Origin of the sequence: Paenibacillus lactis (assembly GCF_017873605.1) — a bacterium.
Taxonomy (GTDB): domain Bacteria; phylum Bacillota; class Bacilli; order Paenibacillales; family Paenibacillaceae; genus Paenibacillus_AQ; species Paenibacillus_AQ lactis.
In genome coordinates this window covers 149,749-174,058 of record NZ_JAGGKI010000003.1, presented here as the reverse complement: position 1 = coordinate 174,058, position 24,310 = coordinate 149,749, and the positions used below count along the sequence as shown (strand labels likewise).

Here is a 24,310-nt window from a genome sequence, read left to right as displayed (position 1 = left end):
TACGTGCTTGCCCACGACATGCATTCAATCTGTCCAAATTATATGACGGAACATATAGGAGAGGGAGGGTACGATCAATGGAGAGCTCATTGGCATTGGAGTTGGTACGAGTAACGGAGGAAGCGGCGCTCAGGTCCGCCCGGTGGACCGGCAGAGGAGACAAACACAGTGCCGATGAGGCTGCGACGCTTGCGATGCGCAAGCACTTCGATTCGGTCGTTATGAACGGCGTGGTCGTGATCGGTGAGGGCGAGATGGATGAAGCGCCAATGCTGTATATTGGGGAAAGAGTAGGCAGCGGCAAAGGACCGAAGATGGATGTTGCCGTTGATCCGCTGGAAGGGACTGAAACGGTGGCTAGCGGCTTGAATAATGCTCTATCGGTGATCGCGGCAGCTCCGCGGGGAAGCCTTCTGCATGCACCCGATATTTATATGCACAAGCTGGCGGCTGGTCCTCGGCTCGCGGGAAGGCTGAGCCTGGACGACCCGATCGAAGTAACGCTTCAGAAGGCGGCGGTCATTCTGGATAAGCCGTTATCGGAATTGACGGTATCCATTCTGGACCGTGAGCGTCACAGCGCCATGATTGCGGCTTTGCGGGAATCGGGGGTTCGAATCAAGCTGCTCACTCATGGAGACGTGATGGGAGCGATCGAAACCTGCACCGACAGCGAGGTCGATCTTTATGTCGGGTCCGGCGGGGCGCCTGAAGGGGTGCTGGCCGCGGCCGCGCTGAAATGCCTTGGCGGCGAGCTTCAGGGCCGGCTGATTCCGGTTACGCCGGGCGATATGGAACGCTGCCGCAGGATGGGGCTTCAGGATCCCGAGCAATTGCTTCGGATGGAGGATATGGTAGGAAGGGAAGGCGTGCTGTTCGTGGCGACCGGGGTAACGCCCGGGGATTTTCTGCAGGGCGTCAAATTCCTGCCGGGACAGCGGGCGGAGACGCACTCGGTCCTGATGCATTCGGGTACGCAAACGGTCCGTTATCTGCGGAGCGTCCACCAGCTGTTCGCGGGATCGGGAACGCTGGCGGCTGCGGCATCATCCTGATCGATCCCTCTTGGGGATAAAAAGAGGCTGTTCCAGGTCAAGGGACCTTGGAACAGCCTCTTTGTGCATGCGCACAAGCCGCCCGCCCGGGTTTCCCGTGGCAGCTTTTGTTTGAGTTATTGAATTCGTGCCGGCTTGAATTCAGCTGTGCCGCTTGCGTCCGAGTATGATCCAAGCACCTCCGAGCACGAGCAGAACCGCAATGACAGGCTGGATCACGGACAAATAGTTCAGCATCGGACCAATGGAGAAGACAACAAAGAACAGCAGGGACAGCACGGTCAAAATATTGATGGGGATCAGCAGCCATTTATTGCGCGAGCCGAACCAGTAGAATTCGAACAGGCCGGCTGCAACGGCGAGAATAAATCCCGGCCACATCGTGTCCCAGCTGTCGAATAAGGAAGCGATCTGGCTGACGACACCGGCTGTCAGCAGGATTCCTCCCGGGATGAGCAGGCCGATGCCTTGACGCCCGACCAGCGAGAAATACATCCAGTGGAAAAACAGCCCCAGCGGAATCACGAACAAGGTTGGCCAGAAGGTGGCAAAGATGGAGCCGGCGCCAACGGAGCCGCCTTGATTGAGCAGCAGGTAAGCACCGAGCAGAATGAGCAGGGGAGCGAGGATGGTACGTTTCAACATACGAGCTTACTTCCTTCCTATAAAGAAATAGTTAACTCAAGAATACCATGTTCTGGATGAGGATGTCCTCGGTCCCGAGTATCCCGCGGAACTGGACCAAAGTCTAGGATATTGCAATGAAGCAATTTGACATAAAGAAAACAGCTCTGCATGATGCTAACTGCACAGCAGAACTGTCTTTGAATAACCCACCATTTAAAGCCCTACTTAAAAAGTCGGGAACGACGAATTTTTAGAAAAACAGCCTCTTAAACGGCCGGTTTCTTGGTATACATCAGGCCGACGGTATGCGGTCCGCAATGGCTGCAGATGACGCATCCGGCCGTGGAGATGGCAACCTCCCGTGCACCGGTCTTCTCCTGCAGCTCCTTCTGCAGGAACCGGGCTTCCTCTTCCGCCATCGTATGTACAACAATGATCAAATCATTGTCCATGTCCTGGACCTGAGCGAGCGCATTTTGGATCATCTGGTCCAGTGCCTTTTCTTTCTTGCCGCGAACCTTGTAGGCAGGAATCATTCCGCCGTTGACGACTTTAATCACCGGACGGATCTTCAGCAAGCTGCCGATGATGTTCTGCATGCCGGAGCAGCGACCGCCTTTATGCAAATAATCCAGCGTATCGATAACGAATTCGCACTCCACTTCATTGACGGTTCGGCTGAGCAGCTCCACGATTTGAGGAATGGAGGCGCCTTGTTCGGCTGCACGCACGGCCTTCATCACGAGGAGTCCGATGCCGCAGGAGAGATTGCGGGAATCGAAGACGGTAACCCGGCCCTCAGGCAGCTCGCCGGCAGCGATCAGCGCGTTTTGATACGTCGAGGACAGCTCGGATGAAATGCTGAGAAACAGTATATCTTCGCCCTGCTCGATCGAAGGCGTGAAGGCGGCGATGAAGTCAGATGGGGAAGGAGCTGCTGTCTTTGGCAGATGGCCTACCTGGTCGACCTTGGCGTACAGCTGCTCAGGCGTAATATCCACGCCGTCACGCAGAGATTGCTCACCAAATACCACATAGAGAGGAATAATTCCGATATGATGCTTTTCTATCCATGCAGAGGGCAGATCGCAAGTACTATCAGCGAATATTTTAATTTTTCCAGACATGAACATCTCCCTTTATCAACTATTTTGCTCTGTACTACTAGCATACCTTGTTTGATAGTAAAAGTGAATGATATTGTCAGGCGGGCCGGGTGGCGGCAGGAAATATTAAGAAGAATTGGTAATCGGCCGCAACCTTCATCGGTCCTCCTTCGTCCGTAATGATAGGAGGTGGTTTTATGGGAAAGAGAGCAGCTCGGAACAAGCTGGTTGCACTCACAACTGCGGCTGTATTGCTTCTGGCCGTTACCGCGTGCAGCGGTGAACAACCGGCAGCAGAGCCCCCGGTCGATCCGAATCCGGTTGAAGAAGGAGTACAAGAACCGGTGCAGCCGGCGGAGCCCAATCCTGAAGAAGGCGAAACGCAAGAACCGGTAAAGCCGGGAGATCCGGAAGAGGGTCAGAGCACTGAAACGAAACAGGGGACCGGTACCTATGTGGGTCAAATTGATAATCATTCCGTAGAGATTGAAACCGAAGACGGACCGACCGCCTTCCGTCTCGGGGATCATATGAACGAAGCCATTGCCGGACTCCAGGGAAATGAAGAGGTTGCCTTCGAATATTTCGAGGAGCCGGTTGAAGGCGATGAAGGGCTGAAGCAATTGATTCTGACGAAAATAACGGTCAGGCAGTCCGGCAGCGGCTCGGATTCGGATACCTCGCAGCTTCCCGCCACGAAGGAAGTGGAGCTTGAGCTCGAAGGCATGAAGGAGACGAAGACCGCCAAGCTGGCTTCAGGAAACGGGTATTCCTTGTATATATTCGATATCTTCTCGTTTGACGCGAAGACCGGCAAGCTGACAATGAATGTGGATCCAGATTATTATGTAAAAATTACGAAGCTGCCCTCGGATTACAACGGGGACATGCTGAAGCAAGAGGCCGAGAAAGAATTGGCCGAAGTGGGTAAAGTCCTTGAGGCGAAGGAGAATGAAAGAAATCAGGCGCTGAAAAATGCCCCCGTGTACATGATTGCCCGAGGGGAGCAGCTGACCCGGGAATATATCGTAGCGGAAATCGATGGTCAAGGCTTTATCTTCCGTGTGAATATCCCGCATCGCGAGCCGACCGAGGGCTTTGTGCCACATGCGTTTGCATCGCTAGCTACGATCGTTAACCAATAACTCTCCACTTATTTAGATAAAAGAAACCGCCCGGCGTAAGGGGAATCGCGAGCCGACTCCTTGCCTCCCGGGCGGTTTTGTTATTCCCTCAATGCTGCGTGCTATTTAGAAGCTTCGAGATATCTCTGAATAAAGAGCTTTGCGTTGGCGTCCTTCTCCGTCCCCTCACGAATCCCTGCGTACATCTCGTTCTTGAGCACGGGAATTTCCTCGCCCAGCTTGCTTCCCATAATATCGACGGCATACACATGCTCGGTGCCGTCTTCCTCGTCGACCCCCTTCAGAAGCATCTCCGGTGTCACAAGCGCTTTCAGCTCGCCGTTCACTTCTGCTTCCAGCGGGCGTACCATGCCTTGATTGCCGACCCAGTCAAATGCATTCTTATCCATGATATAAAGGTCAGGCCTTTCGGTTGCCAGCACGAGCAGCGCTTTTTGCAGCATGGCGGCGTCCTGCGGATTGTTCGAGTCGAGCGCCGGCACATAATTAATGTTAACGGTTACGCGTTTCCACTCGGGAAACTGTGCCAAAATCGCGTCTTCAATCGGCTTGACATCCGTACCGCCGTCGGGGTTGAAATACGACCCCAGGAACATCACGGAGAGGTCTACCGGGGGCAGCTTTGCCAGCCGCTCTTTTTCCGCCTGATGGTTAAAGATGCTGATCGCGATATACACAAGAATGCCAAGAATGGCGATGCCCCCAAGCAGATGAAATTTATAATAACGGAAGAAATGGTCGGTTTTCTCGGCAGTTCCGGCCAGTTTTTTGTATTTTCCATACCGCTTCTGATTCAATTCCTCCAGAGACTTGCGGTTCTCTTCATCAAGAATGAATTTGTAGGCCTTGGTAATCTCGGCGAAGCGGGCTTCAATCTCTTCCGCCCGGTCCGGCTCACGCCTTTGCTGCGAACGGGTCTGACGCATGAGGAGGGTATACCTGTCATCAAGCTGTTCCCGGGTCGCATCCTCCGGCAAGCCCATTCGTTCGTAGGCTTCTTTCAATTGATCCATCCATGTCACCTCTTCTATACTGTGAGAGTTTCCTAGTTACCAGTATATAGTGAAGAGGCATACTTGCACAAACGTTTATAGACGGTGCAGGCGAGTCGGCATTAGGACGATAAAACCCAGCCGCAACGAAGAAGAGCCAGAAGCAAGCGGGGCGGATAAAGCTGGAGCGGTATGAAAAATATAGGGAATATGCCATTCAATAATTTGAAGGATTATGAATGTTTATGATTATTTTTGATTGTTTTTTGCGCGAAATATGATAGGATTAGATCTGGAGGGGATTCATTATGCTGACTGAAGAAAGATACCGCGTTATTTTAGAGCGCTTACAAGAGCGCGGGGTCGTCAAATTGCAGGAATTGGTCGAACTCCTGGAAGCATCGGAATCTACAGTGCGGCGTGATTTGATTGATCTTGAGGAACGCCGCTTATTAAAGCGTATTCACGGGGGAGCAGCGCTGCCGAGTCAAAAGGCCCCCGAGCCGGGAATGGAAGAGAAATCATTCAAAAACATTCAACAGAAAAATGCCGTTGCCAAGCTGGCTGCGCAGCAGGTACAGGATGGCGAGAGCATTTATCTGGATGCGGGAACGACCACATTGGCGATGATCCCGTTTATCGAAGCAAGCAACGTGACCGTTGTGACCAACGGCTTATCGCATATCGAAGCATTGGTAAGCAAACGCATCAACAGCTATCTTCTGGGCGGCATGATGAAGATTCGCACGAAAGCCGTAATCGGCAGCATAGCTCTTCAAAACATGGATAACTTCCGCTTTGACCGCTGCTTTCTCGGGACGAACGGCGTCGATATCGAGATGGGGTATACGACGCCGGATCCGGAAGAAGCCTTGATCAAACGGCGGGCCCATCAGCTGTCCGCTACCAGCTATGTTCTTGCGGACTCCAGCAAGATCGGAGAAGTCACGTTCGCTAAGCTGCTGGATTTAAGCGAAGCGACGTTGATTACCGAATCGCTGCCGGAAGCCTGGCGGAAGTCCATAGCACAGAAAACCAACATAATTGAGGGATCATGATGATATATACGGTAACTTTGAATCCTTCCATCGATTACATCGTGGAAGTGGAGCATATCGAGCTTGGAAGCTTGAACAGAATGGCCCGGGACTTGAAGTTCCCGGGGGGCAAAGGCATCAATGTCTCGCGGGTATTGAACCAGCTCGGCGCAGACAATACCGCGATCGGCTTTCTTGGTGGATTTACCGGGCGGTTTATCGACGAGACGCTGAGAAAGGAAGGGATCGTCACCGACTTCGTGAGGATTGAAGATGATACAAGAATCAACATCAAGCTTAAGCACGGGGACGAGACGGAGATTAACGGCCTCGGGCCGAGCATCCGGCAAGAGGAGGCCGATGAATTGGTCCATAAGCTGTCACGGCTTCAGCCGGGCGATATCGCGGTACTGTCCGGAAGCGTTCCGCCATCGCTTGGCTCAGGCTTCTACGACCTGTTAATTCAAGCGTGCAAGAAGAGCGGAGCCGAATTCGTGATCGATACGACGGGGAATGCGCTGATGAAGGCTTTGGCTCAGCAGCCGCTTGTCGTCAAGCCGAACCATCACGAGCTGGCCGAGTTATTCGGCGTCCCGATGGATTCGCGCGATAAGCTTGTCATGTACGGCCGCAAGCTGCTTGAGCAGGGTGCGCAGCATGCGATGATCTCCATGGCGGGAGAAGGAGCCCTGCTCATTACGGCTGATCAGGTTTATCACGCCAACGTTCCGGCGGGAACGGTCCGGAATTCGGTAGGCGCAGGCGATTCGATGATTGCCGGGTTTGTCGGCACGCTGTCTCTGGGGCACAGTCCGCTTGAGGCATTCCGGACCGGGGTTGCATCGGGAAGCGCAACGGCGTTCTCGGACGATCTGGCAGCCAGAGAAATGATCGATAAACTTCGTGAACAGGTCACGATCACGCCATTGTGAGGACATGCATGTTTGCAATGCGGCTGCGAAACGGCAGACATCTAAGGCAGAAATTAAGGGAGTGTTATCCATAATGAGAATAACGGAATTAATGATTCAGCAGACCATGATTATGGATCTGCAAGCGGTAACGAAGGAGGCGGCGATCGACGAGCTGATTGCCAGCCTGGCCGCAAGCGGACGAATCAATGATCCGGTCCTGTTCAAGGAAGCGATTCTGAAGCGGGAAGCGGAATCGAGCACGGGGATCGGCGGAGGCATTGCGATGCCCCATGCGAAGACCCGGGCGGTGAACGAGCCGACCGTCGTATTTGCCAAGAGCAGCAAGGGTGTGGATTTTGAGGCATTGGACGGCGAGCCGGCTTATGTGTTCTTCATGATTGCAGCGCCTGAGGGCGCGGGAAATACCCATTTGCGGACGCTTGCTGCACTTTCCAGGCTGCTGATTGATGCCGATTTCATCAGCCGGTTGATGGAGACGAAGACGCCTGAGGAAGTAACGGCGCTATTCGATGCCAAGCAGGCGGAAGAAGAAGCGGCAAAGGCCGAGAAGGAAGCTGCCAAGCAAAGGAAAGAAGCAGAGAAGCAATCGGACAAGCGTCCGGAGTCTGACAGCGCTATCGAAGCCGCACCCGTTCAGGACGGAGCAGCCTCCGGTGAGCAAGGCGCCTTCGTCGTTGCCGTAACGGCCTGTCCGACCGGGATCGCCCATACGTTTATGGCGGAGGACGCGCTCAAGAAGAAAGCCCAAGAGATGGGCGTCGAGATTCGGGTGGAAACGAACGGCTCGGAAGGGGCGCAGAACATTTTGACCGAGGAGGAAATTCGGCGCGCCGCCGGCGTCATCATTGCTGCCGATAAGCAGGTCGAGATGGCCCGCTTTAACGGCAAGCCGGTGCTGCAGCGCCCAGTCAGCGACGGCATCCGCAAATCGGAGGAGCTGATTCGAAAGGCAGCGAGCGGTGATGCGCCGATCTACCGCAGCGAAGGCGGCGGGACATCCGGAGAACAGCAGGGCGGACACAGCGGCATCGGCAGCAAAATTTACAAGGATCTGATGAACGGGATTTCGCATATGCTGCCATTCGTTGTCGGCGGAGGCATTCTGCTGGCCGTATCCTTCCTGATCGAGCAGCTTGCCGGTGAGAATCATCCGCTCTTTCAGCTGCTGCAGACGATTGGCGGAGGAGAAGGCGCTTTCCACTTCCTGATTCCGGTCCTTGCCGGATTCATTGCCTTAAGCATCGGTGATCGTCCGGCATTGATGCCCGGCATGGTCGGCGGCCTGATGGCGCTGAATTCGAATTCCGGGTTCCTCGGCGGTTTGGCTGCCGGCTTCCTTGCCGGATATGTCGTCATTCTGCTTCGCAAATGGTTTGCCGGCTTGCCGAAGGCACTGGACGGCTTGAAGCCGATATTGCTGTATCCAGTCGTTGGTTTGCTGATCACCGGTACCATCATGTTTTATCTGTTCGATCCGTTCTTCAGCTGGATCAATCTTGGCCTGACCGATATTCTGAACAATCTCGGAACGGGCAATGCCGTCATTCTTGGTCTGATTCTCGGCGGAATGATGTCGATTGACATGGGCGGCCCTTTCAATAAAGCGGCTTATGCATTCGCTATCGGCGTATTTACGTCGAGCGGCAATACGAACGGCGCGATGATGGCGGCGGTGATGGCCGGCGGCATGGTTCCTCCTCTGGCAATCGCCCTGGCTACGACGTTCTTCAAGCGCAAATTTACGGAACAGGAGCGCAAGTCCGGGGTTACGAACTATGTTATGGGTCTTTCCTTTATCACGGAAGGCGCGATCCCATTTGCCGCTGCCGACCCGCTGCGCGTACTGACATCGTGCATTCTCGGTTCGGCGGTTGCCGGCGGATTGACACAGCTGTGGAGCGTTAACGTTCCGGCCCCGCATGGAGGGATTTTCGTAGCGGCTTTGGCCAACCACGCGCTGCTGTTCCTGCTGGCCGTTATCATTGGCGCGGCGCTGTCAGGTGTACTGCTGGGTCTGTGGAAGCGGCCGGTTGAAAGCAAATAGAGCAGTGGATTTTAGCCCGATCTTACCGGCATTATCTCTTGAATGTTGCTGGTTTTAAAGCAAAAATATCTCCAAATACTTGATGCGAGTTGGAATAAGAGGCGGCAAGCCCCTTTCCAGCTCTTTTTTTACGTTGTCCCGTTTAACATAACACAATTCCTACGATGAAAAGCTCCCAGAAGATGCTGATTTAGGGTACAGTATGTACAGAGGCTGGTGAGTCGATGAATAAGCAGAAGCATCTGTGCTCACCGTTTATTGCAACATCAACCGAAGGGAGAGGGGACAAGTGAATGGACGTCATAACGGCCATGGACGAACACCGGAGCAGCTGATCGGGGAGATGAATCGAACATCCGCTCCGCACGGAATGGCTGCGGTTTGGTTTTTGGGACAGGAGAGCGTTGTAATTAAAGGCGGGGAGACCGTTATTTATATCGATCCTTATCTGTCCGACGAGCTGGAGCGGAAGAGCGACCTCCAGCGGGCTTTTCCAGCTCCGCTTAAGCCGCAGCATGTTACGAATGCCAATGTGGTGCTGATTACGCATGAGCACGATGATCATATGGACTTGGGGACGATCTCGGTTATCGCCAAGAATAACCCGGACACCCGCTTTGTCGCGCCGGCAATCTGTCATGAGGCGATGCGAGACGCAGGAGTTGCCGAAGACCGGCTGCTGGCTGCCGCGTGCGACCAATGGCAGGAGCTTGAGGGCTTCCGCTTGATGGCGGTGCCGGCGGCTCATGAAGTGCTTGAGGAGGATCGGATGCTGGGGCACCGGTATGTCGGGTATTTGATTGATATTTCGGGCGTGCTAATGTATCATGCTGGCGATACCGTCGTTTACCCGGGTCTTGTTGAGCGGCTGCGGAATCACGCGATTGACATCGGCATGGTGCCGATCAACGGGGGAGACGCCTTCCGTAGGCAGGATGGGATCGTGGGCAATATGGGCTTCCGTGAGGCGGCTGAGCTTGCTGCAGCAGCGGGCTTCGAGCTGACGATCCCACTCCACTATGACGTATTCCCGTGGAACGGGGAAAGACCGGGGCATTTTATCGATTACTGTTATGAGAACCATCCCTACATGAAGACCAAAGTGATGGCGCGAACGGAACGATTGATTTATGTCAAGGCGTAGCCCTTCGTACAGGTGGTTTTGCGCTTATAGAGTGGAATTTTTTTGAAATCAACAAGGATAAGGCCGCAATTTTTCGATTTGACGAGCATATAAATGAGACATGCCTTATAAATGGAGCTGTTGGATATGCTGTCATTTCGAAAACATGTCATCATCGTGATCGGAAGCTTCCTGATCGCGATGGGGACCAATTTCTTTCTTGTCCCGCAAAAAGTGCTGGATGGCGGCGTGATCGGTATTGCTCTCATTGCTAATTATGTGTTTGACCTACATATCGGCTTTGTCATCATCTTGTGCAGTGTCCCCATATTCATTGCGGCTTGGGTCCTTAATCGTGAAATATTTTACAACAGCTTATCAGGCATGCTGATCTCTTCGTTTGTCATCGATTTGCTGTCCCCGTATCAAGGGGATGTATTACGTGTGTTTGCCCCCGGCGCCATACCCAGCGCCATGATTGGCGGCGCTCTGATCGGGACAGGCCTTGGTCTGATGCTAAGAAATGACGCAAGTACGGGGGGAACGGACCTGCTGGCGCATTTTCTGTCCAAGTATGTGCCTCTGAATGTCGGAATCATCATTCTGCTGATGGATGCGGTGATCATCGGCATCGGAGGTGCTGTTCTCTCAGGCAATACGTTTGTTAACTCCATCTTCACGATCTTGTCTGGGGGCGTGGCAACCGGGCTTTGTACGCTAAAGCATGGTCATCGAAGAACGAGAAGGTTATGATCGGCGTGCTTCAACAAGCACTGCGGGAACGGCGCTTCTGAATGCACGCAGCAAGCCGTCGGCGGGGAAGAGAAGAGGGGACATCATCTAAAAAAGGACTGCCACAGCGAATGCGCGGCAGTCCTTTTGCATACGTACAAGTTAGGCCTTGGTCTTCTTGAATGCATCGATATATGCACGGGCCTTCTCCGAAATCAGATCAAGGTTGCCGCTCTTCATCGCATCCTTGGTTAAATCTGAACCGATTCCGACTGCAAATGCACCGGCCTTGATCCATTCATGGAGGTTATCGAGGTTCACCCCGCCGGTAGGCATAATGTTCGCCTGCGGGAGCGGGCCCTTAAGGGATGGGATCACGGATGGCGAGTACAGATTGCCCGGGAACAGCTTAATGACATCCACACCGAGCTCTAGGGAGGCGACAATGTCATGTACGGTGACGGCCCCCGGCATTACCGGAACGCGGTAGCGGTTGCAGAGCATGATGGTGTCCCGGTCAAAGCCAGGGGATACGACAAACTCCGCACCGGCCAGGATGGTCAGTCTTGCGGTTTCCGAGTCCAGCACGGTGCCGGCGCCAATGATGGCATAATTGTCGGCTTGCGGATCCTCCGAGGAATACATTTTTGCCAGCCGGGTGATTGCTTCGGTGGCGAACGGAACGGTCATCGTCACTTCGATCACTTTGATACCGCCTTCAATGGCACGCTGGGCGACCTCGACGACTTCTTCCGGCGAGTCCCCGCGAAGCACCGCCACGACGCCGGCATCATGAATTTGTTGGATCAGTCTGAGTTTCTTCATAGTAACACTCCTATCGGTTATTAAATGAATGGATCAAGGCCTAGCGTAAACACTGCTGGAGTGGAAAGACGTAAAACAGCCTATGCCTCTTAACGCTCGATGTGGGCGGCTTGTCCGCGGCGCTGCAGCACTTCGTCCCAAGTCGGAAGGGCTTCCCAGTCGCCTGGAGCCTGGATAACCATCGATCCGGTCAGACCGCCTAACGAGAGCGCTTCCTCCGGCGACCAGCCCTTAGCAACTCCGGCGAGGAAGCCGGCACAGAACCCGTCTCCAGCACCTACCGTATCGACGACCTGGCCCACTTTCTCAAACGGAAGGGAATACGTCTGTTCTCTGTGCACAATCACATTGCTTCCGTTGAAGCTTTTGATTATGCTCATCCCCGGCAGCTTCCGGAGCTGCTCGGTAATGACCTCTTCATCCTCGGTCTCAAACAACAGCTTGCATTCGTCATATCCAGGAAGGAAATAATCGCAGGAAGCCGCAAGCTCCAGCAAGACGGGACGAGCCTCCTCTATGCTCCACAGCTTGAGTCGCAGGTTCGGATCAAAGCTGATCCGGACGCCATGCTCCTTGCATAGGGATACCACATGCCGGATCGTTTCCAGGCAGCTGCCGCTTAGGGCAGCAGTGATGCCGGTGATATGAACGATCTTAGCTTGTGCTATGTATTCGGCATCCACATGCGCAGGGGTCATCCTGCTTGCCGCAGAGTCCTTGCGGTAGTAGTAAACGGAGGACTGTCCGCGAACGGTCTGCCGCAGCATAATTCCTGTCGGCGCTTCATCGGTCTGGGTAGCCCTTGAAACGTCGACCCCCTCTCCCCGAAGCGTTTTCAAAATGCCGGTGCCGACCGGATCGCGACCGAGTCTGCCGAACCAGCCTGCCGTGCACCCAAGCCGCGCAAGACCGATTGCAAGGTTGCTCTCCGCACCGCCGAAGGACTGGGCCATGCTTCCTCCTTGGCCGATGCCCCGGGGCCCTTCCGGATAAAATAATCCCATCGACTCGCCGAATGTGATGACATCCAGCTTTGGTGTGTCACTCGTCATACATGCTGCCCCCTTTATAAACAATACCATTATTTTAACACTTTACCTTGCCATGGGGGATAACTCAATATTAAAGTTCCCAACATAATAAACAACCCCCTGACCGTGAATGGTCCGGGGGTGAGCTTCGGCCAAGACGCCGAATCCTATTTAGATGTTTTGTTGATGCGGGAGATTTAGAAGCCTTTGTATTGAGGCTCCTCCTGTTCAAGCTGCTGCACGCGCTGAGCTACTTGGTCTACGATCTGCTGGGTTTGCTGAGCCGCTTGGGTGAACATGTTCTTAGCGTTCTCATCCTGTGTGGACAGAGCAAACTGCTCAAGGCTGGCTTGCGCGCTTTTCAAGGAAGAGAGGCAGGTTTTGACATCGGATGCTACGGTCATGGTTTGTTATCACTCCTTTCTTGAACTAATGTACACATTTCGGCCAGGAACATGCGTTTAAGACGGACAGGAAAATAGTGGCGTGATTTCATAGCGTACTTTTGTCCATAATTTATAAAGATGATATATCGCGACAACCCATCAAGGATTGGAGGGCACTCTTATGCCGCAATGGCTGGAAATTATCCTACGGACGCTGTGTGCTGTAATTGTTCTGTTTTTGCTGACCAAAGCCCTTGGTAAACGGCAGGTTACGCAGCTGTCCTTTTTCGAATACTTAACGGGAATTACGATCGGCAGCTTGGCTGCTTACATCTCGCTCGATTTGGAAGCCAATTGGTATCTTGGACTGATTGCCCTGGGAGTGTGGGTGCTCTGCTCTTTGCTGATTGAATACTCCCAAATGAAGAGCAAGAAGGTAAGGGATTTTATCGATTTTAAAGCTACGGTGCTCATCAAGGACGGCAAAGTTTTGGAAGACAATATGAAAAAAGAACGTTTGACATCCGATGATCTCATGCAGCAGCTGCGGAAGAAGGACATTTTCCAGATTGCTGACGTCGAATTTGCCATCATGGAGTCCAGCGGGGATATCACCGTGCTGCAGAAGCGTGATACGCTTCCGGTCACGCCGAAGGATTTGGGCGTTAAGATTGCCCCTGAAAAAATGCCGCAGGCGGTCATTATGGACGGTAAAATTTTGGATGAGCCGCTGCGCGTCATGGGGTTCAGCCAAAGCTGGCTTAAGGATGAACTGGACAAGCAGGGCGTCAAGCTCAAAGATGTGTACTTTGCACAAGTGGATACCTTTGGCGGATTGACCATTGATTTATATGACGACCAAATGCAGCAGCCCCAGAACCAGGAGAGAGCCTTACTGTTCGCGAATTTGAAGAAATGCCAGGCGGATCTGGAGCTGTTCAGCTTAAACACCAAGGACAAGGCGGCCAAGAAGATGTACGAGGAAAGCGCCAAAGAGATGGCCCGTATTCTGCAGGAGGTTAAGCCCATTCTGAATACTTGATAAAAAGATCTCCAGTCATAATGCCGCCGAAAACGGAATAGGATATTTTTGTGTATCACAAAACGGAGCCGGATGCCGCCGACTCCGGGGGTACAGCAGACACCGCTTACAGGGCGGCTGAATGCTTGCTCCTGCCCAGACACAAGAAATAGATTCATCTTCCTGAGGGATGGGTCTATTTCTTATTATGGAAAGCAAGGATCGAAACGACCAGAGTGGCGAACGAAATCATTAGAGCCAATGCTTCATTCACGCCCATGCCTATCACCTCCCGCTGCCACCCTTGTTTGCTGGTTCTACTGTACTATATAATATGCCAATTTCTTACAATAAAAGAACTATTTTCGGGAAGCGCTTTCATGAAAAATTCTAATTTTTGTTAAATTTTTCGGTACAACCAGCGGTAGATCAAGCGATTGATGGTAACATGCATTCATCCGCCGAGATTCATAGGGCTTGCCGTTTACAAAATGGAAGGGAGGTAGCATCCGCCTCCCACCTATCTATCTATTTTGTTTATCCGGGTGTTACTAACGACCAGCGGTCATAAGATCATGCTGCATTTCGCCGCTGTCGCCTTCCTCTGCGAAAAAGGGAGGCGATCCAATACAGGATCGGAATGCATTCGACGAGAAGGAAAAACGCAATCATCGAGGAAGAACTAAAATCCTGCTGGAACAGGACCGGGTTCTTGGAATATTGGAACGCCAGGATAGAGCCTGTTCCGCCGATCACCGCAATCAGCGTGGCGTCCATTTCCTTTAGCGCAAGCAGCTTGGCAAGGCACCGGACACTGATATGGATCAGGAATGCGCTATGCAGGAACATGGAACTGCTCCACAATCCGATCATGAACGGATCGGAATTGCCGAGGAACCCTTTTCCCGCCCGCAGCAATTCCACGAGCGGGTACTGCAGCTCCCGGCCGATATAGGGGCCGAAGCTTAGCAGGGAGGAGGCCCACTGGAGCAATACGCCAAGTGCAACCATTGCGCTTGCGGCCGCAAGGTTTCGGAATGCCTTCCGATCGATTTGAAGGTAAGGGGCGAGGAACAGAAACACGACCCATTCCGCGATATAGGCGAGGGTGGTCAGCGAATCCTTAAAGACGTCCCCGTAGTTATGATGTCTGTACATGGCGGGTACCATATTGAAGTCCGCATCTTGGAAAAAAAACATGTTCATGAGCAAAATCGTCAGCACAATGACAATGAACAGCCCGTCGGAGATATAAACTAGCGTCTCCATCCCCCAACGCGCGGTAAGGGTGACGACGAGGCCGACGATCAAGATGATGAACCATTGCGGCGTCTCCCGCATGTAATTGGTGTCGAAGAATAGGGTAAAGCCCTCGATATCGAGCCCGATATAATTGACGGACCAGAAGAGAATCAGCAAGATGATCGGATAGTGGATCCATTTTCCCAGCAGGTCCTGGCCGAAGTCGATCCAGGAGCGGTCGGGATCCCAGCGCCCAACCTTGACGGTGAACCATAGAAGGATCAAGTTGGCGCCCCATCCAATCAGGATGGCCATCCATCCCAAGTACGCCGAGCCCCACAGCAGAGGGGTAACTAAAAATCCTGTCGGGATCGCATTCAGGTATACGAAGGCGAATCGGAACAATTGCCAAGGGGTTTTATTCACCATCGCGAAAAGGGCTCCTTTCAAAGTTATTGGTCAAGCCAGCCAAAAGCAAAGCGAATCAGCTGGTTCGGGGTCGGCCATCCGTTCATCCAAAGCGCGAACGCGCTCCATATCGACATGACGACAATCAGAGCGAGCACCGTCCATTTCTCGCGGCCCGGCTTTTGCCTAGCAACGAACCATTCCAGTAGGGAATACGCTAAAAACACAAAGAATAACATCCCCTGATGCCTCCTTATTCAGGCTTGGATTTGAGCACGGAACCGAAATTACGGACCTTGACGTCCGCTACGATCTCGATTACAGCCTCGTTGGCATAAGCCTGGGACCAGTTACTTCGAACCTTCTCCCAATAATCGGGATAGTTCCAGTCAAGGAGCATGCCGAGCTGCAGGATGTCGGCGCGTTCCCTTTGAGAGGTGCGTATGGCCGTTGCCAGGTGCTCCTTGATCACCTCGTTCAATTCCCGTTCGATGGCATATTTGGCGGATAGCGAATCCGTCTGAATGCCGTTCCTCTTGAATATGACATCGCCGATTCCTTTTAGCTTGATCGTAAACACGGGACGGCCGTCCACCAACCTTACCGACTTCTTCGCCCGGTTTTGGATTAGATACACGCTCGCTTTTCCGGATTTATCCCAGCTCACCGTGTATAAAGAACCCCTTAGCTGATTTTCAGCCCAGCTGATCGTCAGCGAAGGCTCTAGCGGAAGGGTGGTACGAAGCCTGTGATCTTGAAATAGCGCGGTTCCATGAACGCCGACCCAAGGCTCCGGCTTGCCCTGATCGGCGATCATGGGCTTCATGCCGGCGCTCAAATAGGTCAGCGCATAGCCCTGGTTGGCCGATGCCGCGACGAGGCAATCCAGAAAAGTCGTGCCGATGACGTTATGCTGATCGCCTATCCGGGCCAGAACTTCGGAAGGCATTTGCTCGAAGACGGGGGTCAGGGAGGCTACTTGTGTCGCCTTTCCCGGTGCTACGAACAGGTAGGTATCGAGGTCCGTCGTCGGCTCCCGCTGAAACCAGTCCATCAGATCGTGCAAGCCGTCCTCTGCATAACGATGACCAACCACGACGGCTCGTGTATGGCTGAAGTCGAAGCGACGAGTCAAATCCCGCTGAATTAAACTCAGTGCATCCTGAACGGTAACGGAGCTTTTGGTAACCATCGCATACGGATCCCCGCTTGCTTGGCCCCCTGCCTGGGAACCTGAAGTCAGCCGGTTAGGCAGCGGGGCGCTGATCGTAACCTCGACGGTATTAGGCTGCTTCCCTTTGTCGATGTACATCGCAAACACGAAAGTCTGTTCGTTGATTTCGACTTTGGTCATCATGAATCCGCAGCCGGCAAGGGTGAAGAGCGGCGTTATGACCAGGAGAAGTAGGACTAACGCTCTCATGGCTTTTGTCTCCTTGTGTTGTTTCCAGAAGCATAGGTTTTCGGACGCTTCTTCATCATTTTGGAAGGAGCCCTGAAAAACGCGTCTTTCCAATCTGACCGGATCAGGGGAGCAATGGGCTGCAAATAGGGCGTTCCGAACGATTTCAGGGAAGCCAAATGGCCGTACACCAGAAATGCAGCTGCGAATACGCCGATGAGCCCGAGCGTTCCTCCCAGAATCAGGATCGGGAAGCGCAGAAGGCGGAAAGCCAGCCCGAGCTCAAAATTAGGAATGATGTAAGAAGCGATGCCCGTAATCGATACGACGATAACCATCGGGTTGGAGACGATGCCGGCCTCGACCGCCGCTTGTCCGATGACGATTGCTCCGATAATGGAGATCGTCTGGCCGACGGGTTTCGGAATGCGGGTGCCCGCCTCCCTAAGCGCTTCAAACGTCAGCTCCATAATGAGCGCTTCCGCCAGCGCCGTGAACGGAATATTCTCCCTTGACGCCGAGATCGTGATCAACAGATCGGTCGGAATGATGGAGGGCTGGAATGTCGTGATGGCCACATACAAGGAAGGCATCAGCAGGGACATGAGTCCGAACGCGAACCGGACAAGCCGAATCCAGCTTGAGGAGTAGAAGCTGTGGTAGTAATCCTCGGACGATTGCAGCAGCGACATCAAGGTTACCGGTACGATGAGAGCCGACGGCGTCCCGTCCTGCATGATGCCCACCCGGCCTTCGAGGAGCGATGCCGCTACCGAGTCGGGACGCTCCGTATATTGGAACTGGGGAAACGGAGACCGTACCCCTTCCTTCATCTGCTCAGATAAGGTGCTGATCCCGAATGTTCCGTCAATATCGATCGCAGCGAGATGCTGATTGACCTCCTGTACAACCTCCGGCTTGGCCAATCCTTCGATATAAACCATATACACGGCTTTTTTGGTATACCTTCCAATTTGGAATCGGATCGTCTTCAGGTCGGGGTGCCTGATTTTGTGGCGCAGCAGCGATAGATTGGTGCTGATATCCTCGATAAAGGCTTCCTGAGGGCCATTCACGACCAGCTCGTTCTGGGATTCGGATACGGCTCTTTTCTGATACAACACAATATCGAACAGGTAAGCTTCCGCGGTCTCCTCGATAAGAAGAACCGCGCTGCCCTCGACGATCGCGTTGGCAATATGCTCTGCTGAATCGGAGCGTTCGAATGGAATCGACAGCAAATCTCCCCGGTCCAGCCGGTCGATAAAATCATCGAAATGATGCTCAACCTTGGCCGATTCCTTAAGCAAAGGGGTGACGATATGCCCGTGCAAGGAGCTAAAGTCAATGATGGGCCCTATAAATATCAACGTGCAGTCAGACCCATGAAGCCTCAAGGACTGATAGCTTACATCCCCGCAGCCGGAAAGCCGGCTTTTGACATTCTCAAGCAGTTCGCTCTTTACATTGGCACTGGATCTCATCTATGCTCCCTCCCTTTCAGATTAGTAAGAGTAAAGAATGAGTGAATGATTGGGCATTGCCGCCGATTGAGGGCGATATCCGTGGATCATGGAGAGATTTGTTCTTAGGATGCCGTACTCTTAGCAACTTATACCTGAACTTCCAGAGAAGTTGACGCATGAAAAATGCACGTTTTGTTGATTGCGGTGTTAACCGGGCAGGCGGCTCTTGATGGAAGGGGCTTTTACCGCATTTTTCGTTTATAAGTAACTGCATCCGAAATTTGTGCAGGAAAACTTCAGCTTCCAGAGAACTTAGTTAGCGAGGTGGGCTGTGATGTCAAAATATGCGCTGGATGTACCCGCTCTTCAGGCCAAGCTGCATCAATACTGTCTGCATGTGACCGGGGAACGCTGGGAAGCTGAAGATCTTCTGCAGGAAACGATGATCAAAGTGATGCGGGCGGTTGAAATCAAGCCTGATCGGCCAATTACCAATGCCTATTTATATCGAATAGCAAGCAATGCATGGAAAGACCGATTGAGGAAAGAGAAATCCGTCAAGAGCGTTACGGATGAGGAGCTGAAGGACAGACCCGGCGAGGATGGCGGATTATCAACGAGGGAGCTTCTGGAGACATTAGCAGACCGGTTATCTCCACGCGCGATGGTCATTTTGCTGCTGATGGACGTGCTGGATTTCACAGCCGGGGAAACGGCTGATTTTCTCTCCATGTCGGAAGGGACGGTACAAGTGTCGCTCGGCCGTGCACGGGCCAGGCTGAGAAAGCTGCACCAGCTGCAGCAGGCAGGCATTGAAGCTAAGCCGGAAGTGAGGACCCATGCGGATGCAGCCGAAGGGCTGGATATGGACGCGCTCGTGGACGCTTTCCGGAGAAGGGATCCGAAAGCGATCTGTGCTTCATACCTCCAATTGACCAAGCTGCGCATCCGAATCAGCAGATTGAGACGGGTTCGCGGTTCTCTTGCATTTTATATGGAGGATCCGGACGGGAATGTGTGGATGATTACGGAGTAAGCAAGTTTTTTGGGGAGGATTGTTTGGTTCTAACGTGAAATATCGTTATTTAGGTGTTGGAACACAATCAAACTCGTAATGAGAGAGGAGACTGGAGATTGGCCAAACCCCAATTGTACGGCGTAGGTATCTTTGTGCCGGTGAGTAATTTGAGGCGTTCTGCGGCATGGTATGCCCAGATGCTGGGACTCGAGATCATTCATACGGATGAACCCGAAGCGATTGTCATGCGAATGAACGATGAGAAGGTGAGCTTTTGTCTGGTGCGTTCCGATGAGATAAAGCAGCCGGTGTTTCCTAAAAATAATTACGGTGTAGGACAGTATTTCAACATTCATGCCAAGGATGTTGAAGGAATGCATCGGCAGCTGAAGGCCAAGGGAGCGGATGTGGGCGATATTGAGGATTTTGAGGGGTTCAAAGGCTTCTCCCTGACGGACCCCGACGGCAACCGGTACGGCGTAACAGCTTAACCAAACGGAACGGCGGTGCATGCACAGACAGGAAAGCTGGCTCTGAATTTAAAAAGAAAAATACCGCTACAGCAACAAAACACCCGCTGCATTGCAAGGGACGGCTCCCCGTTTATAAGACAGGGATCCGAACACCTTCGCATGGACGGGTGTTTTTGTTATTGAATTATAAGGAATGCATGTTGGCGATATCCATCGCTAGTCCTGATCCCTGCAGTGCTCCTCGGCCGCCGAAGTAAACTCTTCCTCATTCTCGTTTGCCAGCTTATCGCCGTATTGGTCCAAACGTTCAGGACTGCTGGACGGACCGTCGTTCTTAGGTTTACTGTTTCTTCCTGTCATGCTGTACTCCTCCTTATGCGAAATATCCATCGAATTGCGGGCGCTTCGAATAAGCGAAACGATCGCAAACGTTTATGTTGTTCCAGTTTCGGTGCGGGATTATGCACGGGAAAGCTCCTTTTTCGTTCATGAAGTTTAAATGAATGCGTAAAGCTGCCTTGTCCCTTCCCGCCGAGTCATGATACCATTATAGAATTTAGTAGATTCATAGATTCAGCAAACGAAAAGATACGGATATCATGGAGGTTCCCAATATGAAGCTGGTGTCATGGAATGTGAACGGGCTGCGTGCCTGTGTGAATAAAGGCTTTCTCGATTATTTCAAGCAGACGGATGCGGATATATTTTGCGTGCAGGAAACGAAGCTTCAAGAAGGGCAGATCGGAGCTTGAGTTAGGCTCCGACTATCGCCAGTACTGGAACTACGCCCAGAAGAAGGGATACTCGGGAACGGCCGTGTTCACCCGATTGGAGCCTCTGTCCGTCCGTTACGGGATCGAGGAAGACGAGGAGCCGGAAGGAAGAATCATTACGCTGGAGTTTCAGCATTTCTACCTGGTGAACGTCTATACGCCGAACGCCAAGCGCGACCTGAGCCGGCTTTCGTACCGGCTGGAGTGGGAGGAACGGTTCCGCCGTTACTTGCAGCAGCTGGATGCGGTCAAGCCGGTCATCATTTGCGGCGATTTGAACGTCGCCCACCAGGAGATCGACCTGAAGAACGCGAAGTCCAATCTCGGCAATTCAGGCTTTACACTGGAGGAGCGCGGGAAGATGACCGATCTGCTCGCAGCAGGCTTTATCGATTCATTCCGATTCTTTTATCCGGACAGGACGGATGTATACAGCTGGTGGTCGTATATGGCCAAGGTCAGGGAACGGAACATCGGCTGGCGAATTGATTATTTCCTCGTATCGGCCCGATTGTCCGAGAAGCTGGTCGATGCCGAAATCGATTGTCATGTGCTGGGCAGCGATCATTGCCCGGTTCGGCTGACGGTCAGCAAGGAACTGAAGGCGTAAGCCCGGAAGAAGGAATAATAAGATTCGGCCAGGCTGCATAGCATGGTAGTAGTAATCAGCCAAGTACCTCTCTTTTAATGAATGGCGGGGGCAAATCCCCGATCGATTTTAGAAGGGGGGTATTTTATTTTTGCCGTCAAAAGGTTTCCTCTTTGAAAAAAACAGTTACAATAGAAAGGGACAATCGGGATACATACGTATCATTTGAAACGATAATGAGTGTAAAGAGAGGAACTAAATCATGATTATTAAACCTAGAACACGCGGATTTATTTGCACGACGTCGCACCCTGTCGGCTGCGCTGCGCAGGTTCAGGAGCAGATCGATTACGTGCTGAAACAGCCTGGCATACAAGGTCCCCGTAATGTACTTGTGATCGGGGCATCCACCGGATACGGATTGTCGGCGAGAATCGCCGCTGCGTTTGGTGCACGGGCAAACACGGTAGGAGTATATCGTCCGAGCCAGGGAACCGAGAAGCGCACCGCTTCGGCAGGCTGGTACAACTCGGCTGCTTTTGAGCAGGCAGCGGAGGCGGCGGGACTGAAGTCCTTCAGCGTAACCGGCGATGCATTCACGGAGGAGACCAAGGCGAAGACGGTCGAGCTGATCAAGAAGGAGCTTGGAGAGGTAGATCTGGTCGTTTACAGCGTGGCCTCCGCGCGCCGGACGCTGCCGCGGACCGGAGAGACGGTCAGCTCCGTCCTGAAGCCGATCGGCCAATCCTACACGAATAAAACGGTCAATTTCCATACGGGAGAAGTTACCGAAGTAACGATTGAGCCGGCTACCGAAGAGGAAGTTCGAAATACCGTCGAGGTCATGGGCGGCGAAGACTGGGAGCTGTGGATCCAGGCGCTGTCGGAAGGAGGCGTGCTGGCGGACAATGCCACCACGATTGCGTTCTCCTATATTGGCTCCGAGATTACGAAGGCGATCTACCGGGACGGGTCCATCGGTCAAGCGAAGGATCATCTGGAGGATACCGCACTGAAGCTAAACGAGGCGCTCGCGGGTCGCGGAGGCCGCGCTTACGTGACGGTCAGCAAAGCGCTGGTTACGCAGTCAAGCTCGGCGATTCCGATCGTGCCGTTGTATGTTTCCGCTTTGTACAAGGTGATGAAGGAGAAGGGGCTGCATGAAGGCTGCATCGAGCAGATTTATCGTCTCTTCACTGACCGTTTGTACGCTGGGAAGGATGTTCCGGTCGACGAGAAAGGCCGGATTCGCATTGACGACTGGGAGCTTCGCGAGGACGTCCAGCAGGAGGTTGCTGAGCTGTGGAGCAAGGTCGACAGCGATAACATTGAAGAGCTGACGGATTTGGCGGGGTACCGCCGCGAGTTTTTCCAGTTGTTCGGATTTGAGACCGACGGCGTCGATTACGATGCGGACGTGAATCCGATCGTGGAGAATCCCAAAGCGATCTAGGTTCGTCCATGAACAGGCAGGCAGGCTCCCCGGAAGGGGAACTGCCTGCTATCTTTTTATCGGGATAAACATCCGGATGACCGAAGCATCGGCGTCGTCCCGACGTTCCAAGGCATAGCATCCGGGATCCGGATTCATGTCGAGCTGCTTCATCCGCTGCAGGACATACGCATAAGATTGGTCGATATCCTCCCTGTCCGAGCGGCCTTCATGCGTATACATCGCGTATTCCTGAGCCGGTATCGCCAGACTCACCATCCCTTCGGGAAGACTCCCCAGCGCCGTCACTTCGATACCGGCGACGTAATGATAGATTTGCTGCCGATTCATAACCGCGGCGACATAGGAAGGCCGGGGCGTGGACCGGCGGTACGGGATTTCATGCAGGCGGCTGACGAGCTCCTGCCACAGCTTGGGTTTGAGGGTATGTGTCATATAGAAGGCGGTAAAGGGTGCTTTCATCTCCAAACCGACGATCAGGATTCCAGGCTTGACCACCCGCTTGACAGCTTCCGTGTCATGCTCTGCCAGCTCCCGCCGCTGGCGGGAAGTCAGGATGGAATAGCCGCCGTGCTTGCCCTCCGTTGCGTACAGCGGGACGCCCAGCTCGGACAGCTCATGGAGGTAGCGGAGCATGGTACGGTAGGAGACCGAAAACTCCTCGGCTATTTCGCCGACGGTGAAGCTCCGCTTCTCATAGACGCGCTGCATGACCTTGAGCATGCGTTCGGTTTTCGGCATGGAATCGATGCTCCTTTTTATTTCGTACTGTGACAAATTCTGTCATAGTTTCAGTATATAATGAATTTGTAAAAATGAAAGGAGGATATAGGATGAGCGCTCAGCAACGAAATGAGGCTGCGTTGACGACGAAGGAGGCATTTCAGGCGGTCGGCCTGAAATGGGAAGGAACCTTTGCGGATGCGGCCGCAGGAGGGATTCGCGCCGTTCATCGGCAGCTGCAGGAACGGCTTGAGGAAATTCCGCATGCCATACATAAGGACACGATGCTCGGTTTATCGTACCATGCGTTTCCTGGTGGAGAAGGCTTTATCCATTATGCGGCGGTTGAAGTGGAGAAGTTGGGCAAGGTTCCTGACGGCATGGTGAACGTGTCGGTTCCGACCCTGACCTATGCGGCTTGCCAGCACAGCAAGGAGCAGGCCATCGAGGCATCGTATACGAATATTTACAATTGGATTAAGGAACAAGGATATAAGGAATATAGTCCGGACCATTTAACCCATTTCGAGAAATATCCGATGAGCCAGGACCCGTACGACGATCATCCCGAATTTGTCATCATGATTCCGGTCGAGACGTAATCACCTCTGCCGTTCATCCTGATCCCGGTGTGCTGAGCATCTTGGTGCAGCAAAAACGAAAGGAGCAGCCGCAAGCGGGCTGCTCCTTTCGTGATATGCTCC

General features: G+C 53.0%; 25 protein-coding genes and 1 pseudogene. 13 read left to right on the top strand and 13 right to left on the bottom strand.

Annotation, left to right across the window (positions count from 1 at the left end):
* The first annotated feature begins 77 nt into the window (after nt 1–77).
* Complete coding sequence (gene glpX, locus J2Z18_RS06440; protein WP_210094399.1) at nt 78–1,055, top strand: class II fructose-bisphosphatase; 978 nt, start codon at nt 78–80, stop codon at nt 1,053–1,055.
* Between the two features lie 141 nt (nt 1,056–1,196).
* Here the strand turns inward: glpX and J2Z18_RS06435 are convergent, their stop codons facing one another.
* Nucleotides 1,197–1,700: a hypothetical protein gene (locus J2Z18_RS06435; RefSeq protein WP_007127319.1), complete on the bottom strand. Its 504-nt coding sequence runs from the start codon at nt 1,698–1,700 to the stop codon at nt 1,197–1,199.
* Between the two features lie 248 nt (nt 1,701–1,948).
* Complete coding sequence (locus J2Z18_RS06430) at nt 1,949–2,809, bottom strand: DegV family protein (protein ID WP_210094398.1); 861 nt, start codon at nt 2,807–2,809, stop codon at nt 1,949–1,951.
* Nucleotides 2,810–2,985: 176 nt separating this feature from the next.
* On the opposite strand from J2Z18_RS06430, the gene J2Z18_RS06425 reads away from it, so the two are divergent.
* Nucleotides 2,986–3,933: a DUF8580 domain-containing lipoprotein gene (locus J2Z18_RS06425; protein ID WP_210094397.1), complete on the top strand. Its 948-nt coding sequence runs from the start codon at nt 2,986–2,988 to the stop codon at nt 3,931–3,933.
* Nucleotides 3,934–4,034: 101 nt separating this feature from the next.
* On the opposite strand, the gene J2Z18_RS06420 is transcribed toward J2Z18_RS06425, so the two are convergent.
* Nucleotides 4,035–4,946 (bottom strand): J domain-containing protein, encoded by a 912-nt coding sequence (locus tag J2Z18_RS06420; RefSeq protein WP_007127322.1) that lies wholly within the window; start codon nt 4,944–4,946, stop codon nt 4,035–4,037.
* A 287-nt stretch (nt 4,947–5,233) separates the two neighbouring features.
* Here J2Z18_RS06420 and J2Z18_RS06415 point away from each other — a divergent pair, with 287 nt between their 5' ends.
* From J2Z18_RS06415 to J2Z18_RS06395, 5 genes are all read left to right on the top strand, one after another.
* Nucleotides 5,234–5,983 carry a DeoR/GlpR family DNA-binding transcription regulator gene (locus tag J2Z18_RS06415; RefSeq protein ID WP_007127323.1) on the top strand — a complete coding sequence of 250 codons (750 nt, stop codon included), beginning with the start codon at nt 5,234–5,236 and terminating at the stop codon, nt 5,981–5,983.
* Complete coding sequence (gene pfkB, locus J2Z18_RS06410) at nt 5,983–6,894, top strand: 1-phosphofructokinase (protein ID WP_007127324.1); 912 nt, start codon at nt 5,983–5,985, stop codon at nt 6,892–6,894. Before J2Z18_RS06415 ends, pfkB begins: the two co-directional genes overlap by 1 nt.
* A gap of 73 nt (nt 6,895–6,967) precedes the next feature.
* Complete coding sequence (locus J2Z18_RS06405) at nt 6,968–8,941, top strand: PTS fructose transporter subunit IIABC (RefSeq protein WP_210094396.1); 1,974 nt, start codon at nt 6,968–6,970, stop codon at nt 8,939–8,941.
* 289 nt (nt 8,942–9,230) lie between these two features.
* Entirely contained in the window at nt 9,231–10,085 is an 855-nt protein-coding gene (locus tag J2Z18_RS06400) for an MBL fold metallo-hydrolase (RefSeq protein WP_276825252.1), read from the top strand.
* Between the two features lie 126 nt (nt 10,086–10,211).
* Complete coding sequence (locus J2Z18_RS06395; RefSeq protein ID WP_210094395.1) at nt 10,212–10,817, top strand: YitT family protein; 606 nt, start codon at nt 10,212–10,214, stop codon at nt 10,815–10,817.
* Between the two features lie 141 nt (nt 10,818–10,958).
* Here J2Z18_RS06395 and J2Z18_RS06390 read toward each other — a convergent pair whose 3' ends face one another.
* The 3 genes from J2Z18_RS06390 to J2Z18_RS06380 all read right to left on the bottom strand — a co-directional run bounded on the left by J2Z18_RS06390 (nt 10,959) and on the right by J2Z18_RS06380 (nt 13,056).
* A complete protein-coding gene (locus J2Z18_RS06390; protein WP_007127328.1) occupies nt 10,959–11,621 on the bottom strand; it encodes a bifunctional 2-keto-4-hydroxyglutarate aldolase/2-keto-3-deoxy-6-phosphogluconate aldolase in 663 nt (220 codons plus the stop codon).
* Nucleotides 11,622–11,710: 89 nt separating this feature from the next.
* Entirely contained in the window at nt 11,711–12,673 is a 963-nt protein-coding gene (locus tag J2Z18_RS06385) for a sugar kinase (RefSeq protein ID WP_144877822.1), read from the bottom strand.
* A gap of 176 nt (nt 12,674–12,849) precedes the next feature.
* Nucleotides 12,850–13,056: a DUF1657 domain-containing protein gene (locus J2Z18_RS06380; RefSeq protein WP_007127330.1), complete on the bottom strand. Its 207-nt coding sequence runs from the start codon at nt 13,054–13,056 to the stop codon at nt 12,850–12,852.
* 163 nt (nt 13,057–13,219) lie between these two features.
* Here J2Z18_RS06380 and J2Z18_RS06375 point away from each other — a divergent pair, with 163 nt between their 5' ends.
* Nucleotides 13,220–14,080 (top strand): DUF421 domain-containing protein, encoded by an 861-nt coding sequence (locus J2Z18_RS06375; RefSeq protein WP_007127331.1) that lies wholly within the window; start codon nt 13,220–13,222, stop codon nt 14,078–14,080.
* Nucleotides 14,081–14,255: 175 nt separating this feature from the next.
* On the opposite strand, the gene J2Z18_RS30995 is transcribed toward J2Z18_RS06375, so the two are convergent.
* The 5 genes from J2Z18_RS30995 to J2Z18_RS06355 form a co-directional block, all read right to left on the bottom strand.
* Nucleotides 14,256–14,339: a putative holin-like toxin gene (locus tag J2Z18_RS30995; protein ID WP_223260591.1), complete on the bottom strand. Its 84-nt coding sequence runs from the start codon at nt 14,337–14,339 to the stop codon at nt 14,256–14,258.
* 293 nt (nt 14,340–14,632) lie between these two features.
* Nucleotides 14,633–15,730, bottom strand: a complete 1,098-nt coding sequence (locus J2Z18_RS06370) for a GerAB/ArcD/ProY family transporter (RefSeq protein WP_210094394.1) — start codon at nt 15,728–15,730, stop codon at nt 14,633–14,635.
* A gap of 23 nt (nt 15,731–15,753) precedes the next feature.
* Nucleotides 15,754–15,948, bottom strand: a complete 195-nt coding sequence (locus J2Z18_RS06365) for a hypothetical protein (protein WP_007127333.1) — start codon at nt 15,946–15,948, stop codon at nt 15,754–15,756.
* Nucleotides 15,949–15,962: 14 nt separating this feature from the next.
* Nucleotides 15,963–17,132, bottom strand: a complete 1,170-nt coding sequence (locus J2Z18_RS06360) for a Ger(x)C family spore germination protein (RefSeq protein ID WP_007127334.1) — start codon at nt 17,130–17,132, stop codon at nt 15,963–15,965.
* Complete coding sequence (locus J2Z18_RS06355) at nt 17,129–18,595, bottom strand: spore germination protein (RefSeq protein ID WP_210094393.1); 1,467 nt, start codon at nt 18,593–18,595, stop codon at nt 17,129–17,131. Before J2Z18_RS06355 ends, J2Z18_RS06360 begins: the two co-directional genes overlap by 4 nt.
* 316 nt (nt 18,596–18,911) lie before the next feature.
* On the opposite strand from J2Z18_RS06355, the gene J2Z18_RS06350 reads away from it, so the two are divergent.
* On the top strand, nt 18,912–19,613 hold the full coding sequence (locus J2Z18_RS06350; RefSeq protein WP_007127336.1) for an RNA polymerase sigma factor: 702 nt from the start codon (nt 18,912–18,914) through the stop codon (nt 19,611–19,613).
* Between the two features lie 98 nt (nt 19,614–19,711).
* A complete protein-coding gene (locus J2Z18_RS06345) occupies nt 19,712–20,086 on the top strand; it encodes a VOC family protein (protein ID WP_007127337.1) in 375 nt (124 codons plus the stop codon).
* A 198-nt stretch (nt 20,087–20,284) separates the two neighbouring features.
* Here J2Z18_RS06345 and J2Z18_RS06340 read toward each other — a convergent pair whose 3' ends face one another.
* Nucleotides 20,285–20,428 carry a hypothetical protein gene (locus J2Z18_RS06340; protein WP_007127338.1) on the bottom strand — a complete coding sequence of 48 codons (144 nt, stop codon included), beginning with the start codon at nt 20,426–20,428 and terminating at the stop codon, nt 20,285–20,287.
* A gap of 254 nt (nt 20,429–20,682) precedes the next feature.
* Between J2Z18_RS06340 and J2Z18_RS06335 the strand changes: the two are divergent.
* Nucleotides 20,683–21,451, top strand: a pseudogene (locus J2Z18_RS06335) (exodeoxyribonuclease III).
* 241 nt (nt 21,452–21,692) lie between these two features.
* Complete coding sequence (gene fabV, locus J2Z18_RS06330) at nt 21,693–22,883, top strand: enoyl-ACP reductase FabV (protein WP_007127340.1); 1,191 nt, start codon at nt 21,693–21,695, stop codon at nt 22,881–22,883.
* Between the two features lie 48 nt (nt 22,884–22,931).
* On the opposite strand, the gene J2Z18_RS06325 is transcribed toward fabV, so the two are convergent.
* Nucleotides 22,932–23,624, bottom strand: coding sequence for an effector binding domain-containing protein (locus J2Z18_RS06325; RefSeq protein ID WP_210094392.1), 693 nt, complete (start codon nt 23,622–23,624; stop codon nt 22,932–22,934).
* Nucleotides 23,625–23,716: 92 nt separating this feature from the next.
* Between J2Z18_RS06325 and J2Z18_RS06320 the strand changes: the two genes are divergently transcribed.
* Entirely contained in the window at nt 23,717–24,208 is a 492-nt protein-coding gene (locus J2Z18_RS06320) for a GyrI-like domain-containing protein (protein WP_210094391.1), read from the top strand.
* Nucleotides 24,209–24,310 lie beyond the last annotated feature (102 nt).